At 66.0% G+C, this 17,740-nt stretch carries 16 protein-coding genes and 2 riboswitches; of the genes, 3 read left to right on the plus strand and 13 right to left on the minus strand.

Features of this window, described 5'->3' with window-relative positions; translation table 11 throughout:
- The first annotated feature begins 24 nt into the window (after positions 1 to 24).
- Both ABS45_RS07370 and ABS45_RS07375 read left to right on the plus strand, forming a co-directional pair.
- Entirely contained in the window at positions 25 to 234 is a 210-nt protein-coding gene (locus ABS45_RS07370) for a DUF2945 domain-containing protein (protein ID WP_291554567.1), read from the plus strand.
- Positions 231 to 764, plus strand: coding sequence for a DUF488 domain-containing protein (locus tag ABS45_RS07375; protein WP_291554569.1), 534 nt, complete (start codon positions 231 to 233; stop codon positions 762 to 764). The genes ABS45_RS07370 and ABS45_RS07375 overlap by 4 nt, the downstream gene beginning before the upstream one ends.
- Before the next feature lie 175 nt (positions 765 to 939).
- Here ABS45_RS07375 and argF read toward each other — a convergent pair whose 3' ends face one another.
- From argF to gcvT, 13 genes are all read right to left on the minus strand, one after another.
- Positions 940 to 1,869: an ornithine carbamoyltransferase gene (argF, locus tag ABS45_RS07380; RefSeq protein WP_291554571.1), complete on the minus strand. Its 930-nt coding sequence runs from the start codon at positions 1,867 to 1,869 to the stop codon at positions 940 to 942.
- On the minus strand, positions 1,866 to 3,080 hold the full coding sequence (locus ABS45_RS07385) for an aspartate aminotransferase family protein (protein ID WP_291554572.1): 1,215 nt from the start codon (positions 3,078 to 3,080) through the stop codon (positions 1,866 to 1,868). Before ABS45_RS07385 ends, argF begins: the two co-directional genes overlap by 4 nt.
- A 105-nt stretch (positions 3,081 to 3,185) precedes the next feature.
- Positions 3,186 to 4,436 (minus strand): acyl-CoA dehydrogenase family protein, encoded by a 1,251-nt coding sequence (locus tag ABS45_RS07390; protein WP_291554574.1) that lies wholly within the window; start codon positions 4,434 to 4,436, stop codon positions 3,186 to 3,188.
- A gap of 27 nt (positions 4,437 to 4,463) precedes the next feature.
- The gene (locus tag ABS45_RS07395; protein ID WP_291554576.1) at positions 4,464 to 5,549 is read right to left on the minus strand and encodes a phosphotransferase; all 1,086 of its coding nucleotides are present in this window, start codon (positions 5,547 to 5,549) and stop codon (positions 4,464 to 4,466) included.
- 96 nt (positions 5,550 to 5,645) lie between these two features.
- Positions 5,646 to 6,365 (minus strand): Crp/Fnr family transcriptional regulator, encoded by a 720-nt coding sequence (locus ABS45_RS07400; protein WP_291554579.1) that lies wholly within the window; start codon positions 6,363 to 6,365, stop codon positions 5,646 to 5,648.
- A gap of 43 nt (positions 6,366 to 6,408) precedes the next feature.
- Positions 6,409 to 7,224, minus strand: coding sequence for an SDR family NAD(P)-dependent oxidoreductase (locus ABS45_RS07405; RefSeq protein WP_291554581.1), 816 nt, complete (start codon positions 7,222 to 7,224; stop codon positions 6,409 to 6,411).
- Positions 7,225 to 7,285: 61 nt separating this feature from the next.
- A complete protein-coding gene (locus ABS45_RS07410; protein WP_291554583.1) occupies positions 7,286 to 7,951 on the minus strand; it encodes an RluA family pseudouridine synthase in 666 nt (221 codons plus the stop codon).
- Complete coding sequence (locus ABS45_RS07415) at positions 7,938 to 10,106, minus strand: PAS domain-containing sensor histidine kinase (protein ID WP_291554585.1); 2,169 nt, start codon at positions 10,104 to 10,106, stop codon at positions 7,938 to 7,940. Before ABS45_RS07415 ends, ABS45_RS07410 begins: the two co-directional genes overlap by 14 nt.
- A 27-nt stretch (positions 10,107 to 10,133) precedes the next feature.
- The gene (locus ABS45_RS07420) at positions 10,134 to 10,535 is read right to left on the minus strand and encodes an FKBP-type peptidyl-prolyl cis-trans isomerase (protein WP_291554586.1); all 402 of its coding nucleotides are present in this window, start codon (positions 10,533 to 10,535) and stop codon (positions 10,134 to 10,136) included.
- A 119-nt stretch (positions 10,536 to 10,654) separates the two neighbouring features.
- Entirely contained in the window at positions 10,655 to 11,635 is a 981-nt protein-coding gene (locus ABS45_RS07425; protein ID WP_291554587.1) for an NYN domain-containing protein, read from the minus strand.
- 25 nt (positions 11,636 to 11,660) lie between these two features.
- Complete coding sequence (gcvP, locus tag ABS45_RS07430) at positions 11,661 to 14,591, minus strand: aminomethyl-transferring glycine dehydrogenase (RefSeq protein WP_291554589.1); 2,931 nt, start codon at positions 14,589 to 14,591, stop codon at positions 11,661 to 11,663.
- Positions 14,592 to 14,780: 189 nt separating this feature from the next.
- A complete protein-coding gene (gcvH, locus tag ABS45_RS07435; protein WP_291554590.1) occupies positions 14,781 to 15,152 on the minus strand; it encodes a glycine cleavage system protein GcvH in 372 nt (123 codons plus the stop codon).
- A gap of 45 nt (positions 15,153 to 15,197) precedes the next feature.
- On the minus strand, positions 15,198 to 16,325 hold the full coding sequence (gcvT, locus tag ABS45_RS07440) for a glycine cleavage system aminomethyltransferase GcvT (RefSeq protein WP_291554593.1): 1,128 nt from the start codon (positions 16,323 to 16,325) through the stop codon (positions 15,198 to 15,200).
- A 56-nt stretch (positions 16,326 to 16,381) separates the two neighbouring features.
- Positions 16,382 to 16,495: riboswitch (glycine riboswitch) on the minus strand.
- Positions 16,496 to 16,507: 12 nt separating this feature from the next.
- Positions 16,508 to 16,610, minus strand: a riboswitch (glycine riboswitch).
- Between the two features lie 23 nt (positions 16,611 to 16,633).
- Here gcvT and ABS45_RS07445 point away from each other — a divergent pair.
- Positions 16,634 to 17,716: an MBL fold metallo-hydrolase gene (locus ABS45_RS07445; protein WP_291554595.1), complete on the plus strand. Its 1,083-nt coding sequence runs from the start codon at positions 16,634 to 16,636 to the stop codon at positions 17,714 to 17,716.
- Positions 17,717 to 17,740: the final 24 nt, after the last annotated feature.

The raw sequence follows: 17,740 nt of genomic DNA on the forward strand, positions 1-17,740 counted from the left end.
GGGAGGGAGTTTTCCGAGGCATGCATGCACACAGGTTTCAAGGTAGGTGACCACGTGGGCTGGAACTCGGAAGCGGGCCATGTCTCGGGTACCATCGTTGCGGTACACGTGAGCGATTTCGACTACAAGGGCCATCGCCACCACGCGTCACCCGAGCGGCCCCAGTACGAAATCAAGAGCGACCAGACCGACCATATCGCCGCGCATTACGCAAGCGCGCTGACCAAGTTATGAGCCTGCCATTTTTCACCGTTGGCCACTCCACGCACAGCCTGGAGGAGTTCGCTGCCTTGCTTCAGGAGGCGGGCGTGGAGCGCGTGGTGGACATCCGCAAGATGCCGGGCTCGCGCAAGTTCCCGCAGTTCAATGAGGACGCGCTGGCGGTCAGCCTGCCCGCGCACGGCCTGGCCTATGAGCATGTGGCGCATCTGGGTGGTTTGCGTGGCAAGACGGCCGATGTGGCGTCGGACGTCAACGCCTGGTGGGAGAACCAGAGCTTTCACCGCTATGCCGATTACGCTTGCACACCCGATTTCGACGCCGGGCTGGCGCACCTGATCGAACGGGGGCGCGAGCAACGCTGCGCGCTGATGTGCTCCGAGGTGCTGTGGTGGCGCTGCCACCGGCGTATCGTCACCGATCACCTGCTGGCGCGCGGCGAGGCGGTGTGGCACATCATGGGGCCGGGCAAGCTGGAAGCGGCGCACTTGAGCGCGGGCGCCGTGGTGGGGCAGGGTGGGGCGGTGACTTACCCCGCGCCCTAGGTGCCTGTCGGACTTGGAAATCGTCGGCTGCAAATCGACCGCAACGGCCCATTTTTCACCGTCTTTTTGCCCAATAGCTCGGCTATTGGGCTGCAAATCCAGCAAAAACTGTGCTCGCTGGAGTCGATTTTCGCTATCGACGCTCCAAGTCCGACAGGCTCCCAGGCAGAAGCGCTTACGCCGCTTCGCTGATGCGGCCCAGCAGAAGGTATTCCATCACCGCCTTTTGCACGTGCATGCGGTTCTCGGCCTCGTCCCAGACGACGGACTGCGGGCCATCGATGACCTCAGCCGTCACTTCCTCGCCGCGGTGTGCGGGCAGGCAGTGCATGAAGAGGGCGTCGGGCTTGGCGACGGCCATCATTTTTTCGTCCACGCACCAATCGGCGAAGGCCTTGCGCCGCGCTTCGTTCTCGGCCTCGTAGCCCATGCTGGTCCAGACATCGGTGGTTACCAGATCGGCGCCTTGGCAGGCCTGCATCGGGTTTTGGAAAATTTTGTAGCAACCAGCGCGCGGCTGGCGGGCGCCAAAGGCCAATTTTTCATCTACTTCATAGCCTCTGGGCGTGCTCAGGTGCACGGTAAAACCCAGCAGGTCGGCCGCCTGCAGCCAGGTGTTGGCCATGTTGTTGCCATCACCCACCCAGGTCACCACCTTGCCGGCGATGCTGCCGCGGTGCTCGATCAGGGTGAACAGGTCGGCCATGATCTGGCAGGGGTGGAATTCGTTGGTCAGGCCGTTGATCACCGGCACGCGCGAGTGCTGGGCAAAGCGCTCGATGCGCTCCTGTCCGAAGGTGCGGATCATCACGATGTCGGTCATGCGGCTGATGACGCGCGCGGTGTCTTCGATGGATTCGGAGCGCCCGAGCTGGCTGTCGGTGCTGGTGAGGTTGACCACGGTGCCGCCGAGCTGTCCCATCCCCGCCTCAAAGCTCACGCGGGTGCGCGTGCTGGCCTTCTCGAAGATCATCGCCAGCGTGCGATCCACCAGCGGGTGGTATTTTTCGTAGGCCTTGAACTTGCGCTTGATGATCGCGGTGCGCTCGAACAGATAGGCATAGTCGTCGGCGCTGAAATCGCTGAATTGCAGGTAGTGCTTCATGCGGGAACCTCGCTCGTTTCGGCAAGAAAGGCTTGCACCACGGGGGTGAGGAGCGCCACGATTTCGTCGGCCTCGGCGGTGGTGAGGATGAGCGGCGGCACGATGCGGATCACGCTGTCGGCCGTCACCGAGATCAAAAGCCCCGCCTCGGCGGCGCGGTTGATGAGCACGCCGCAGGGGCGGTCCAGCTCGACGCCGATGATGAGCCCCTGGCCGCGGATTTCATTCACGCCGGGCAGATTGCCCAGAGCCTGCTGCAGCGCGGCCTTGAGGTGCGTGCCGACTTCGGTCGCGTTGGCCAGCAGCCGGTCTTGCTCCATGATGGTGAGGGTTTCCACGCCTGCCCGCATCGCCAGCGGGTTGCCGCCGAAGGTGGTGCCGTGGTTGCCGGGCTGGAACACGCTGGCCGCCACGCCTTTGGCCAGCACCGCGCCCACCGGCACGCCTGACGCAAGGCCCTTGGCCAGGCTCATCACATCCGGCATGATGCCGGCCCACTGGTGGGCAAACCATTTGCCGGTGCGGCCCATGCCGCACTGGATCTCATCGAGCACCATGAGCCAGCCACGCTCGTCGCACAGTGCGCGCACCTGCTGCAGGTATTCGGCGCGCATCGGGTGCAGGCCGCCTTCGCCCTGAATGGGTTCAAGCATCACGGCAACGATGTCCGGGTTGTTTGCGGTGGCCGCTTGCAGCGCCGCCAGGTCATTGACCGGCACGCGCAGAAAGCCTTCCATCAGCGGGCCGAAACCGCTTCTCACCTTCTCGTTGGCCGTGGCGGCCATCGTCCCGAGCGAGCGGCCGTGAAAAGCGTGCTCGTAGACCACGATCACCGGCTTGGCGATGCCCTTGTCCACGCCGTACTTGCGCGCGATCTTGATCGCCGCCTCGTTGGCCTCCAGGCCGGTGCTGCAGAAGAACGCCTTGTCCATGTGCGCGCGTTCGGTCAGCAGCGTCGCGAGCTGCTCCTGCCCGGGCACGTGGTAGTAGTTGGAGCAGTGGATGAGCTTGGCCACCTGGTCCTGCAGCGCAGGCACCAGCCTGGGATGGTCGTGCCCCAGCGTGCTGACGGCAATGCCCGCGAGCGCGTCCATGTATTCCTTGCCGTTCACATCCCACACGCGCACACCGCGGCCTCGCTCAAGCGCGATCGGCACCCGGTTGTAGGTGTTCATCACGTGGGGCGAGGCGGCAGCAATCGGTGCGCTCATGAAGGCTCTCCAAAGGGTGCGGACAACACATGGGCTGACCGCAGGGGAAAGCCCGATATTCTAGGGCGATGCGCTCATCGGTGTTTGCCGATGGCGGAGCAGGGTTCAGCCGCGTGCGGGTCGATCGGCGTACTTGCCCAGCTCCCACTTGGCGATGGCGTTGCGGTGCACTTCATCCGGACCGTCGGCAAAGCGCAGCGTGCGCGCATTCGCGTAGGCGTAGGCGAGCGGGAAATCATCGCTGACTCCGCCGCCGCCATGCACCTGGATGGCCCAGTCGATCACCTGGCAGGCCATGGCTGGCGCAACCACTTTGATCATTGCGATCTCAGTCTTGGCGACCTTGTTGCCCGCGGTGTCCATTATCCATGCGGCCTTGAGCGTGAGCAGGCGCGCCATGTCGATCTTGCAGCGTGCTTCGGCGATGCGCTCCTGCGTGACGGTCTGCTGCGCGATGGTCTTGCCAAAGGCGACGCGGCTGCTGGCGCGCCGGCACATGAGCTCCAGCGCGCGTTCGGCCTGGCCGATCAGCCGCATGCAGTGGTGAATGCGGCCCGGGCCGAGGCGCCCCTGCGCAATCTCGAAACCGCGGCCTTCACCCAGCAGGATGTTGCCGACGGGCACGCGCACGCGGTCGAAGATCACTTCCGAATGCCCGTGCGGTGCATCGTCGTAGCCAAAGACGTTGAGGTTGCGCAGCACGGTGATGCCGGGGGTGTCGGCGGGCACGACGATCATGCTTTGCTGCGAATGCCGGGGTGCCTCGGGGTCGGTCTTGCCCATGGTGATGTAGACCTTGCAGCGCGGGTCGCCCGCGCCGCTGGTCCACCACTTGCGGCCGGAGATGACGTAATCGTCGCCGTCGCGCGCTATGCGGGTGGTGATGTTGGTCGCGTCGCTGCTGGCCACCTCCGGCTCGGTCATGGCAAAGCCCGAGCGGATGCGGCCCTCAAGCAGCGGCTTGAGCCACTCGGCCTTGATGGCCTCGCTGCCGTAGCGGGCAATGGTTTCCATGTTGCCGGTGTCGGGCGCCGAGCAGTTGAAGACTTCGCTGGCCCAGAGCACGCGGCCCATGATTTCGGCCAGTGGCGCGTATTCCTGGTTGGTGAGGCCGGCGCCGTGGTAGCCCGAGGCTTCAGCGGTATCGACTGGCAGAAACAGGTTCCACAACCCGGCAGCCTGTGCCTTGGGCTTGAGGTTTTCGATGGTCTTGAGCGGCGTCCAGCGCTTGCCGGCCTGGGTATTGGCAGCGAGTTCCGTCGCGTGCTCCTTCTCGGCCGGGTAGATGTGGTCATCCATGAACTGCGTCAGTTTTTTCTGCAGTTCGCGCGTCTTGGGGGAGTATTCGAAGTCCATGGGTTTCCTCGTGGAGATGGAAGGGTGTCACGCCTTGCGGGCGAAGGACCAGGCCAGTTCGGCCATCGGGCGGGCCTGCGCTCCGGCGGCCCTGGCCTCGCTGCTGGCGGCCGTGCCGGCCTCCACGCGCTTGGCGATGCCTTGCAGGATGGCGGCGATGCGAAACAGGTTGTAGGCCAGGTAGAAGTTCCAGTCAGCGTGCAGGCTGACGGTGTCGACGATGCCGGTGCGCTCGCAGTAGCGGTGGATGTAATCGCGCTCTGCAGGAATGCCCAGCGCTGCCAGGTCCAGCCCGCCAATGCCGCGCCCCAGGGCGTGGGGGATATGCCAGCTCATGCAGTGGTAGGCAAAGTCCGCCAGCGGGTGGCCCAGCGTGGACAGCTCCCAGTCCAGCACCGCGATGACGCGCGGCTCGCTGGGATGGAACATCAGGTTGTCCAGGCGGTAGTCGCCGTGGACGATGCAGACGCGGCTTTCATCGCGCGCGCTGGCAGGCATGTGGGCGGGCAGCCAGTCCATCAGTTGGTCCATCTCAGCGATGGGCTGGGTGATGGAGGCGCGGTACTGCTTGCTCCAGCGGCCGATCTGGCGCTCGAAGTAGTTGCCGCCCTTGCCGTAGCTTGACAGGCCTTGTTGGGCGACATCCACGCTGTGCAGCGCGGCAATCACCTGGTTCATGGCGTCATAGATGGCGCCGCGCTCGGCGGGGCTCATGCCGGGCAGGGATTGGTCCCAGAGCACGCGGCCCTGCATATGCTCCATGAGGTAGAAGGCGCGCCCGATGACGGCTTCGTCCTCGCACAGCGCAATCATTCGGGGCACCGGAACGTCGGTGCCCGCCAGACCTTGCATCACCGCGTATTCGCGCTCGATGGCATGGGCCGAGGGCAGCAGCTTGGCCACCGGACCGGGTTTGGAGCGCATGACGTAGCTCTGCGTGGGCGTGACCAGCTTGTAGGTGGGGTTGGATTGCCCGCCCTTGAAAAGCTCCACCTGCAGCGGGCCGGCAAAGCCGGGCACATGCCGCGCAGCCCAGGCGGCGAGCGCGTCGATATCAAAAGCCTGCTTGCCGGACATCGGGCGCGTGCCTATGAATTGGTCGTAGGATGGCATGGCAGACGGTTCAAAAATGAGAGTGGCTTGCGCACATCAGACAAGCGCTTGCACGCAATTTGGCTTGATTTTTCCAGTGCAACCAGCCGCACAGTTCTAGAGCGCGCTTTCGGCAATGCGCATCAACGCTTCGCGCTCGCGCACCACCAGGCCGCCGAGTTCGATGCGGATGGCATTCTCGCGCTCCATCGCCTTGAGTTCCTGGTTCACGCGCTGGCGCGAGGCGCCCAGCAGCTGCGCCAGCTCTTCCTGCGCCAGATGCAGACCGATGCGGATCTCGCCCTCGTTGGCCAGACTGGTGACGCCATAGCTGCGCGCCAGGTGCAGCAGCTGCTTGGCCAGGCGCGCGCGCAGCGGCAGGGTGTTGAGGTCTTCCACCAGCCCGAAGAGCTGGCGGATGCGCCGTGCCTGCAGCCGCAAGAGCGCTTCGTAGAGTTCCGTGTGCTGGGAGAGGATCTTGCGGAAATCCGCCCGTGCCACGCAGACGATCGTGGTCTCGCCATGCGCGTAGGCATCGTGCGTGCGCTGGTCGCCATCCAGGATCGCCACGTCGCCAAACCAGATGCCCGGCTCCACGTAGGTGAGGGTGATCTGCTTGCCCGAAAGCGAAGTGGAACTGACGCGTACCGCGCCGCGTGCGCAGGCGATCCATTCTTCGGCCATGTCGCCGCGGGCGGCGATCAGCGTCCCATCGCGAAAGCGTCTGACGTAGGTGCATCGAAGAATGTCGTGTCGCAGCGATGGCGAGAGGGAGGAAAACCAGCGACCGGAATTGATCGCCTCGCGTTCTTCAATCGTAAGGATGGGTTCATCCATGGTCTGTCTTTTGGGTGACTGGGGTTGACGGCGCGATGATGCCTCAGCGCGCGGCGCCGTTGCCGCCGTGGCGCGCCATCGGGGGGATGTCGGCATCGAGCGAGCGCAGGTCGGCCACGGGTTCGGCGCCAAAGTCGGCGCGATGCAGCCATGCCAGCACGCGCTGGGCGGCAGCGTCGGTGCTGGCGAGTGCGTGCGCCTGTTTCAGCTGGACGAAGCGCGCGTGGTCGGGAAAGTCGCTCGCCTGGGCGCCACGCAGCTGGACCTGCATGTCGGTGTCGATGACGCCGGGCGCCAGAGCGCAGACGCGTGCACCCTGCGGTTTGCCGGCTTCTTCCAGTGCCAGGCAGCGGGTGAAGTGGTCCATGCCGGCCTTGGCGGCGCAGTAGGCGGCAGTGGAGGCCATGGGCCTGCGCCCCAGGCCGGATGAAATATTGAGCACCTTGCGCGGTGCCTTCCAGTGCCCGGTGGCGCTGAGGAAGACGGCGGACAGCAGCATCGGTGCCTCCAGCCCCACGCGCAGTGCGGTGGCCAGCGCTGCCTGCCCGGCGGCGTCGGCGCTCTGGCTCAGGGGCACGATGGGCGGTATCACGCCGGCGTTGTTGATCAGCGTGGCGCTGGCGTGGCGTGCGGGGGGCTGGTCGGCGAGCCATTCGCGCAGCCGTTCGGCGGCGAGCGCGGCATCGGCCAGGTCGTGCTGCCATTGCTCCAGCCGGGCGCCCGGTGGGGCGCTGAGCTGTGGATGGACGTTGCGCGAGACAAGAATCAGCGTGTGCCCGGGTTGCATCAACTGGCGTGCGAGCGCCAGGCCAAGGCCACGGGATGCGCCGGTGATGATGGTCAGGTGGGAAGAGGACATGCGGATGGTGCGGCGGGTGGTGTGCGCGCTGGTGCGGCGCCATCACCTGCATTCTGGTGCATCAAAAAGGGGGTGGCGCATTGAACTCCATCCATGTGCCGGTCGCTGGATGGGCAAAACCCAGTTTCCAGGCATGCAGCAGCAGGCGCGGGCTGGCGGCGGCCAGTTCCGGCGCGGCATAGAGTGCATCGCCCAGGATGGGGTGTCCGATATGCGCCAGATGCAGGCGCAGCTGGTGGGTGCGGCCGGTGAGCGGTGCCAGCTCCAGCCGCGTGCGGTGGCCGGTGGCATCGTGGAGCAGCGTGCGCCAGCGCGTCTGGCTCGCCTTGCCCCGGGCGACATCCACTTTCTGCAGCGGACGACGCGGCCAATCGGCCATGAGCGGCGCGTCTATGGTGCTCCAGCCGTCGGCGTCGGCGTCTTCCCGGGGCTGGCCGTGGACGATGGCCAGATAGCGCTTGGCCATCGTGCGCGCCGCAAACGCGTGGCTCAGGCTGCGCTGGGCAACGCCATGGCGTGCCATCAGCACCAGCCCCGAGGTGGCCTGATCGAGCCGATGGACGACGAGCGCATCCGGGTAGTGCTGCTGCACGCGCCGGCTCAGGCAGTCTTGCTTGTCCGCTCCACGGCCGGGCACGCAGAGCAGCCCGGCAGGCTTGCACAGCAGCAGCACATCGTTGTCCGCGTGCACGCACTGCAGGCACGCCACTGCGTCATTGGCGGCCATCGATGAGCCGGTCCACCGTTTCGCACAGCTCCTGCACGTCGTTGGGCTTGTGGATCAGAGCCCGCGCACCTTCCTGCAGCGCGGCTTGCTCGATGTCGGCGGTGATGTAGCCCGAAGCCAGCGCCACCGGCAGATCGCCGCGGATCTGGCGCGCGGCGCGCAACAGCTGCACGCCGGAATGGCCGGGCATGTTGTAGTCGGTGACCAGCAGGTCGTAGCCATCCGGGTCTTGCGCCAGCGCTGCCGTGGCCGCCTGCGGATCGGTGAAGCCGCTGACCTCGTAGCCGCGGCGTGCCAGCAGCCGCTGCACCAGAAACACCAGTGCCTGGTCATCGTCGACATACATCACATGGCGCTTGCGTGCGGGTGTGGCGGGGGCCTGCGCTGCAGGCATGCCGGGCAAGGCTTGCTGGCGGGTGTCGGCCTGACGTTGAACTTCCTGCTCCACCGCAGGGAAATACAGCGTAAAGCAACTTCCCTGCCCGGGTGCACTCTGCACATCGACCGCGCCGCCATGCGTGCGCATCACGCCATGCACCACCGGCAGACCCAGCCCGGTGCCCTGGCCGACGGGCTTGGTGGTGTAAAACGGCTCGAAGATGCGCGCGCGCGTGGCGGCGTCCATGCCCGGCCCGTCATCGATCACGTCCAGCGCTACGTAGAGGCCGGGCGTGAGAGTCAGGCGCTCTGCCAGGCGTTGCTGCGGTTGCACGCGCCGAGCGCGCATGCGCACTTGCCCGGCCTGGGTGCCCAGAGCCTGGACGGCGTTGGTGCAGAGGTTGAGCAGCGCCTGTTCCACCTGCGTAGCATCGGCCAGGATGGCCGGCAGGCGCTCCGGCGCTTCCACCAGCAGCGTGACGCCGGGCGGCAAGGTGACATGCAGCAGGCGTTCGGTCTCGTGCATCAGCTCGGGCAGCTGCACGGCGCGCCGCTCGGGTGCTTCATTGCGGCTGAAGGCAAGAATCTGGCGCACCAGATCGCGCGCACGGCGTGCGGCTTTTTCGATCTCGTGCAGGCTCTCCAGCACGCGCGCATCGGCGGCGGGGGCCTCGGCATCGGCCTTGGCCAGTTCGACGTTGCCTAGAATGGCATGCAGGATGTTGTTGAAATCATGCGCGATGCCGCCCGCCATGGTGCCCACGGCCTGCATCTTCTGGGATTCGCGCAGCTGCCCTTCCAGTTCGCTGCGCCGCGCCTCGGCGCGCTTGTGCGCGGTCAGATCGCGTGCGAAGACGGTGGTGGTCACACGCCCCTCGTGGTGCTCGAACGCCATGTTCACTTCCACCGCCAGCGGCTGGCCGGCGGCGGTGCGCGCCTGCACCTCGCCCAGGGCCGCCTGCGTGGTGAGCTGGGCGTAGGCCGGCGCGCGGTCCAGTTCGGGGAAGAAGCGCGCCAGCGGACTGCCCAGCGCGTCGCGCGTCGGGCACTGGAAAAGCGCGGCGGCGGTCGGGTTGAAGACGGTGATGCGCTGGTGCTCGTCGATGCAGATGATGGCGTCGAGCGCGGAGTTGATCACCGCCTCCAGCCGCTCCTCGCTGGCGTGCAGCTGCTCGTTGCGCTGCTGCAGCGTCTTGCGCTCGGCCAGCAGCGGGCCCTGGTCAATCACGGCGCACAGAAACTGGCGCAGCGGTTCGCCTTGGGCCAGCGGAATCTCGGCATAGGCAATGTGCAGATCGCCCGTGATCTGGCGCTCGCGCCCGATGCGAAACACCACCTCGGAGCTGTCGCTGCGTCCCTGAACGCGGGCGATGGCAAAGGCGCGGTGGACCCGGTCGGCATCGGTGTCGCTGACAAAGGGCATGAGCGAGGTCAGTGGCCGATCGGCCTCGGTCGGCTGAAACGAGCGATGCGCCATCGCATTCGCCTGCACCACCATGTCATGCTCGTCCAGCACCATGAGCGCCAGCGGCACGCTGGCAAACAGCGCCTCGAAGCGCTCGGACGCGCTTTCCGCCACCTGCTGGCTGTAGAGCAGCTCCTTGTTCTGGACCTGCAGCTCGCGCTGCGCCGTCTGAAGCTGCTCTATCACCTCGCTGATCGGCCCTTCGAAGCGGTCGGCGCTGCGGCGCTCCACGGTCACCTGTCCGGGCCGGGCCGCATCGGGTGCCTGGGGTGTTCCGTTCTGGCCCAGGAATGACAGATCAGGGAGGTTCATGGCTGTCGGTCGGCTGCGGCGCGGGCGTCAGTGCTTGACGGCCAGCAATTCCACTTCAAAGGTCAGCGTGGCATTGGGCGGGATCACGCCGCCCGCGCCACGCGAGCCGTAGGCGATCTGCGGCGGACAAATGAGCTTGGCCTTGCCGCCCACCTTCATTTTCTGTAGCCCCTCGGTCCAGCAGGGGATGACGCGGCCCAGCGGGAACTCGGTGGGCTCGCCGCGCTGGTAGGAGCTGTCAAAGACCTTGCCATCGGCGAACATGCCCTTGTAGTGCACCTTGACGATGTCGCTGGCCTTGGGCGCGTCGCCCTGGCCTTCGGTGATGGCTTCATAGATCAGGCCGCTGTCGGTGGTGACCGGCGTGGCCTGCACAGCGGTGGCGGCAAGCGCCAGCAGCGTGGCGAACAGGATGGGAGCAGGGCGCATGGGGAGTGTCTGAAAAAAGAGGGTGAAACCAGCGCTGCAGATCGCGCATGGAGGTGCAGGAACCGAAATGATAGGGGCTTGCAGCAGCCGCCTGGGCGAATGGAACCCGCAAGCGCTCGCTATGACGCCGCGGGCGTCTGCATGCGCATGCCGTCGGTGGTGATCTCGACGTGATCCACCTTGCCCAGCAGCTCGGGGAAACTTTCAAACCCGTACTCCTGCCAGTTCCAGCGCGGCTTCACGTACTTGCCAACCGCGTCAAGACTCGCCCAACCCTTGGCGCTTTTGAATTTGTTGCAAGCCTCGTCAAGCAACTTGACGAGATCGCCAAAAGGGATTTTTCGGCAATACATGCGGTTGGCTTCGTCAGTGCGGAATTGCAGGCCTCGCAGCTCGCGCAGCATGCCGGAGAGTTTGGCGTAGCCGTAGCTGCGCGAGTCGAAGTCCGGCCGCGTTTCGCTGATGATGTTGCCGATCTTGCCGACGAAGGCCCAGCCGGTGGTTTCGTCGGTCGCGTCCTTGATCGACTTGTTCAGCAGGCTCTTGATGGCGGTGTCCATTTGCCGCGGCTTGGCTGCGGACTTGGCGGCGTCGGGCGGATCGACCGGGGCCGCGGTCGATGCGGCCCCGGTTTCATTTTTGTTTTTTCCCGCTTCACCGAGGTTTTCAATATAGAAGAACCGGTCGCAGGCTTGCCGGAAGGCTTCCGGCGTCTTGGTTCGGCCGAATCCGTAAACCACTCGACCCGAGGCCCGGATGCGTGAGGCCAGAGGCGTGAAGTCGCTGTCGCTGGAAACCAGGCAAAAACCGTCGAAGTGGCCGCTGTAGAGCAAATCCATCGCGTCGATGATCAGCCCCATGTCGGTGGCGTCCTTGCCCTTGGTGTAGGCGAACTGCTGGATCGGCACCAGTGCGTGCTTGAGCAAAATGCTGCGCCAGCCGCTGAGCAGCGGACTGCTCCAGTCGCCATAGATGCGCTTGACGCTGGCGATGCCGTATTTGGCGATTTCCTCCAGCAAGTCTTGCGCGCAGGCAGCCGTCGTGTTGTCGGCGTCGATGAGGACGGCCAGCTTTTCAGGTTTCAGGCTTTCGCTGGCCATCCGGATTCCTCGATATGCAAAAACCTTACGCCAGGTCTTCGATGGGCACGCAGGAACAAAACAAATTGCGGTCGCCGTAAACATTGTCCACGCGGCCCACAGGCGCCCAGTACTTGGTCTGGCGCAGGCTGGCGATGGGGAAAGCCGCCACTTCGCGCGGGTAGGAGTGCTTCCATTCAGCGGCCAGCAGGCTTTCTGCGGTGTGCGGCGCGTTTTTCAAGGGATTGTCGTCTTGCGGCCAGGTGCCGTTTTCAATCTGGCGGATCTCTTCGCGGATGGCGATCATCGCGGCTATGAAGCGGTCGAGCTCGGCCAGGTCTTCGCTTTCCGTGGGCTCGACCATCAGCGTGTTGGCGACCGGGAAGGACAGCGTGGGCGCGTGAAAGCCGTAGTCGATCAGGCGTTTGGCGACGTCCTCGGCCATCACGTCGCTGGTGTCCTTGAGCTGGCGCAGATCGAGGATGCACTCGTGCGCCACGTGGCCGTTGGCGCTGGCGTAGAGCGTGGGGTAGTGCTCGGCCAGGCGCACGCTGATGTAGTTGGCGCTGAGGATGGCCGCCTCGGTGGCGGCCGTGAGGCCGTCGGCGCCCATCATGCGGATGTACATCCAGCTGATGGGCAGCACGGCGGCGTTGCCCAAGGGGGCCGCCGAAACCGCGCCGACGCGCGGGTCCTCACCCCGGCCCTCTCCCAGAGGGAGAGGGGGCAGGGAGCCGCTGGCCTGTGCGGTGGCGTGGCCGGGCAGGAAGGGCACGAGGTCCTCCACCACGCACACCGGGCCGACGCCCGGGCCGCCGCCGCCGTGCGGGATGCAGAAGGTCTTGTGCAAATTCAGGTGGCTGACGTCGCCGCCGAACTCGCCCGGCGCGGCCACGCCGACCAGCGCGTTCATGTTGGCGCCGTCGACGTACACGCGCCCGCCATGGCTGTGCACGATCTGGCACAGCTCTTTCACCTGGGTCTCAAACACGCCGTGCGTGCTGGGGTAGGTGATCATCACGCAGGAGAGGTTGGCACTGTGCTTTTCGCATTGCGCCTGCAAATCCTGCATGTCGACGTTGCCGTTCTCGTCGCACTTGGTCACCACGACTTGCATGCCGGCCATCTGTGCACTGGCCGGGTTGGTGCCGTGGGCACTGCTCGGGATCAGGCAGACGGTGCGGTGCGCGTGGCCCTGCGCCTCGTGCCAGGCCTTGATCGCCAGCAGGCCCGCGTATTCGCCTTGCGAACCCGCGTTCGGTTGCAGGCTCACGCCCGCGTAGCCGGTGGCCTGGCACAGCCAGTCGCGCAGCAAGTGGTCGAGTTCGGCGTAACCGGCGAGCTGGTCGGCGGGTGCGAACGGATGCACGTTGGCAAACTCGGGCCAGGTGATGGGGATCATCTCGCTGGTGGCGTTGAGCTTCATCGTGCAAGAGCCCAGCGGGATCATGCTGCGGTCCAGCGCCAGATCCTTGTCCGAGAGCTTGCGGATGTAGCGCAGCATCGCCGTCTCGTTGTGGTGGGTGTTGAACACCGGGTGCGTGAGATAGGCGCTGGTGCGGCGCAGCTCGGCGGGGATCAGGTCGGGGGCGCTGCGTTCCAGCGCGGCAAAGTCGGGCAGCTGCTTGCCCGCGCCCGCGAAGATGCGCCACAGCAGCTCCACGTCGGCGCGGGTGCTGGTCTCGTCAAGCGAGATGCAGAGATAGGAATCCCAGGCTTTTCGCAGGTTGGCGCCCATCTGCACGGCGCGGGCAGCTATCGCATCGGTAGCGTCACCGGTCTTCAGGCTGAGGGTGTCGAAGGCGCTGTCGTGGTGGCCGTGGGTAAAGCCCAATTGCGTCAGGCCGGCCTTCAGGATGGCTGCCAGACGCGCCGTGCGCTGGGCGATGCGCTTGAGGCCCTCGGGGCCGTGATAGACCGCGTACATGCTGGCGATGACCGCCGGCAGCACCTGCGCGGTGCAGATGTTGCTGGTGGCTTTTTCGCGGCGGATGTGCTGCTCGCGCGTCTGCAGCGCCAGGCGGTAGGCGGGGGCGCCGTGCACGTCGACGCTCACGCCCACCAGGCGCCCGGGCAGGCTGCGCTTGAAGGCGTCCTTGCACGCCATGTAACCCGCGTGCGGGCCGCCCGCGCCCATGGGCATGCCAAAGCGCTGGGTGGTGCCGATGACGATGTCCGCGCCCATCTCGCCGGGGCTCTTGAGCAGCGTCAGCGCCAGCAGGTCGGCCGCCATGATCGCCGCCGCGCCCTTGGCGTGGATTTTTGCGATTTCCCCGCTCCAGTCCATCACCCAGCCGCTGCTTGCGGGGTACTGGATCAGCGCGGCAAAGTAGTCGTCCTGGGCAATCGCGGCGTCCCAGTCGGCGGCCGAGTTGGCTAGTTTCACCACCAGGCCCAGCGGCGCGGCGCGTGTCTGCACCACCTCGATGGTTTGCGGGTGCGCGTCGCCAAACACCACGATGGTGTTGCCCTTGGCTCTGACGGAGCGCTTGGCCAGGGTCATGGCCTCGGCGGCGGCGGTGGCTTCGTCCAGCATCGAGGCGTTGGCGATGTCCATGCCGGTGAGATCCATCACCATGGTCTGGAAGTTGACCAGCGCCTCCATCCGGCCCTGGCTGATCTCGGCCTGGTAGGGCGTGTAGGCGGTGTACCAGGCGGGGTTCTCCAGCACGTTGCGCAGGATCACGCCCGGCGTGTGCGTGCCGTGGTAGCCCTGACCGATGAAACTCTTCATCACCCGGTTCTTGCCGGCGATGGTTTTGAGCTCGGCCAGCGCCTGCGCCTCGGTGCAGGCGGGTGGCAATTGCATCGTGCTGGCTCGGGCAATCGACTGCGGCACGATGGACGCCACCAGTGCCTGGCGCGAAGCCACGCCGATGACGCTCAGCATGTGCGCCTCGTCGGTGGCGGTGATGCCGATGTGGCGGGCGTGGAACTCGCTGGCATTTTCCAGCGCGGACAGGGGCAGGGCGGACATGGGAGGGATCTTGGTTAAATATGCTTGCAACTGGCGCCCATCAAGCGCTGGTTACTCTCTCTTTGATAGCTCAAAGTTCAGCGTTGAGGAACAGGTTCAGCGTTTGGCGTTGAGCGTTCAGCGTGAACTTCCGCAAGCGTCTGGATTCTCCACACGCTCAACGCTCAACGCTCAACGCTCAACCTCTACTCACGCCTTGGTGAAATCGTTGTAAGCGGCTTCGTCCATCAGCGCGTCGGCTTGACCGGCGTTGGCGAGCTTGAGCTTGAAGAACCAGCCCGCGCCCATCGGGTCGGTGTTGGCGAGCGAGGGGTCGGCGCGCAGCTGCTCGTTGACTTCCACCACTTCGCCCGCAACAGGCATGTAGATGTCGGACGCGGCCTTGACCGATTCGACGACACCGGCCACGTCGCCCGCGGCATAGGTCTTGCCCACTTCGGGCAGATCGACGAACACCACGTCGCCGAGTGCGTCCTGCGCATGCGTGGTGATGCCGACTGTGGCGGCGGCGGCGTTGGAAGCGTCGACCCACTCGTGGTCTTTGGAAAAGCGAATCGTCATGTGCGGGGTCTCCGTGTGTCAGGTTGGGAAGCGGGGATTGTGAGGCTAGCCGCGGTGGTAGCGCGGCGGCAGGAAGGGCGTGGCTGCGACTTCCATCGGCACGTTTTTGCCGCGCACCAGGGCGTTCACGCGCGTGCCGACGGCGGCCAGCTGCGGCGGCAGATAGCCGAGCGCGATCGGTTTGTCCACGCTGGGCGCCAGCAGTCCGCTGGTGACGACGCCGACCTTCTGGCCGCTCTCGTCGTGCAATTCGACGTGATCGCGCACCGGCACGCGCTCGAGCGCGACGAGGCCCACGCGCTTGCGGGTGAGTGTCGATGGGTCGACGATCTGCGCGAGGATTTTTTCCGCGCCGGGAAAACCCCCGGCGCGCTCGCCGCCGCTGCGGCGCACCTTCTGGATGGCCCAGTTCAGTCCGGCCTCGGGCGGCGTGGTGGCGGTGTCGATGTCGTTGCCGTACAGGCACAGGCCGGCTTCCAGGCGCAGCGAGTTGCGCGCGCCCAGGCCTATGGGCTTGACTTCGGGCTGCGCCAGCAGCGCTCGCGCCAAGGCCTGGGCCTGGTCGCCGGGCAGCGAGATTTCAAAACCGTCCTCACCGGTGTAGCCGCTGCGCGTGATGAAGAGCGGCGTGCCCTGCCAATCGGCGTGGATGCCGTTCATGAACACCAGTGGCTGCACGGCGGGCACCAGGCGTGCCAGCGCGCTGGCAGCCCGCGGGCCTTGCAGCGCCAGCAGGCCGTGATCGGGCAGGGTTTCGATGGTGCAGCGCGCGCCGATCTTTTCGCGCATGTGGGCGATGTCGCCCACCTTGCAGGCGCCGTTGACGATGAGAAAGAAGACGTCTTCGGCCTCGCGGAAGAACATCAGGTCGTCGATGATGCCGCCCGCGTCGTTCAGCAGCAGGCCGTAGCGCTGCTTGCCCACGGCCAGGCCCGCGACGTCCACTGGCATCAGGCTTTCCAGCGCGGCGGCCGCATCCGGCCCCTTGACCCTGAGCTGGCCCATGTGCGAGACGTCGAACAGCCCGGCGTGCTCGCGCACGTGCAGGTGCTCGGCCATCAGGCCGGTGGGATATTGGACCGGCATGGAATAACCGGCGAAGGGCACCATGCGCGCGCCCAGCTCCTGGTGCAGGTGGGCAAGCGGTGTATTGAGCAGGGCGGTATCGGACAAGCGCGGACTCCTCGATGGAAATTCGATGGCAAGGCAGGCCACGCCACGGGGCGTGGGCATGCCCGGCTGTCCGCTTTACCTGAGAGATTCACGCGGGGTGGGCCGCGCTTGCTCCTTCGGTGGAGGCGGGCGGTGGATCACCGCGCGCCCCTCTCTCCAGCAGGGATGCGCCCCGACGAGCGGAGCACTTGCCAGTCCTTTTGCCTGAGCGTTTGGGCATTGAGCCTCGCGCCTTCGGCGGCGCCTGGCCATGCTGGCTGCGGCGCTCTCTCCTGACAGGCGCGGATTCTATCCGCTGCGTGCCGCGCATGGCGGCGGATTCCAAGACAGCGGACGGCACGCCCCTTGAAGGCCATGGCCTGGCCTATCCCTGCGATCCTGCGCCCGAGGCCGGCCAAGCCAAGGAGGTCGCCCCTGGCCTGTGGTGGATACGCATGCGCCTGCCGTTTGCGCTCAACCACATCAACCTCTGGGCACTGCGCGACAAGGACGATGCGGGTGAGGGCTGGGCATTGGTCGATACCGGCATCGGCGGGGCCGTCACGGCAACCGCATGGCAGGAACTGTTTGCCGGCCCGCTGGCGGGCCGCATCACGCGCGTTTTCATCACCCACATGCACCCGGACCATATCGGCATGGCGGGCTGGATCACGCGCAAATTTGGCTGTCGCATGTGGATCAGCCGCCTGGAATACCTGAGCTGCCGTGCGCTCATCTCCGACACCGGGCGTGAGGCGCCCGATGACGCACTGAGCTTCTACCGCCGCGCCGGCTGGAGCGAGGAGGCGCTGGAGACCTACCGCACGCGCTTTGGCGGCTTCGGCAAGATGATCCATACGCTGCCCGACAGCTACCGGCGCCTGCACGATGGTGAAACCATCACCATCGGCCAGGACGCATGGCGCGTGGTCATGGGCAACGGGCATTCGCCCGAGCACGCCTGCCTGTATTGCCCCGAGCGCCGGCTTTTGATCTCGGGTGACCAGGTACTGCCGGGAATTTCATCGAACGTTTCGGTGTTTCCGACCGAGCCCGACGCCGATCCGCTGAGCGGCTGGCTGGCGTCGCTGGACAAGTTGCAGCGCGAGGTGCCCGACGATGTGCTGGTGCTGCCAGCGCACAACCAGCCATTTCGCGGGCTGCATGCGCGGCTGGAGCAACTCAGGCGCAGCCACCATGACACGCTCGACCGTCTGCGCCAGGCGCTTGCCGAGCCGCGGCGGGCGGTGGACGTGTTCGGTGCGCTGTTCGCGCGGCCCATCACCGCCGATCAGGTGCTGCTGGGCCTGGCCACGGGCGAGGCGCTGGCGGATCTCAATTACCTGGTCGGTCGGGGCGAAGTGCGTGCGACGCTGGAAGACGATGGGTGCCTGTGGTACCAGCGGCAGTGAGGTTGGGCAGGCACAGGCTGGTGC

The organism is Comamonas sp. SCN 65-56, assembly GCF_001724135.1.
In the GTDB taxonomy this organism is placed as follows: domain Bacteria; phylum Pseudomonadota; class Gammaproteobacteria; order Burkholderiales; family Burkholderiaceae_C; genus Comamonas_C.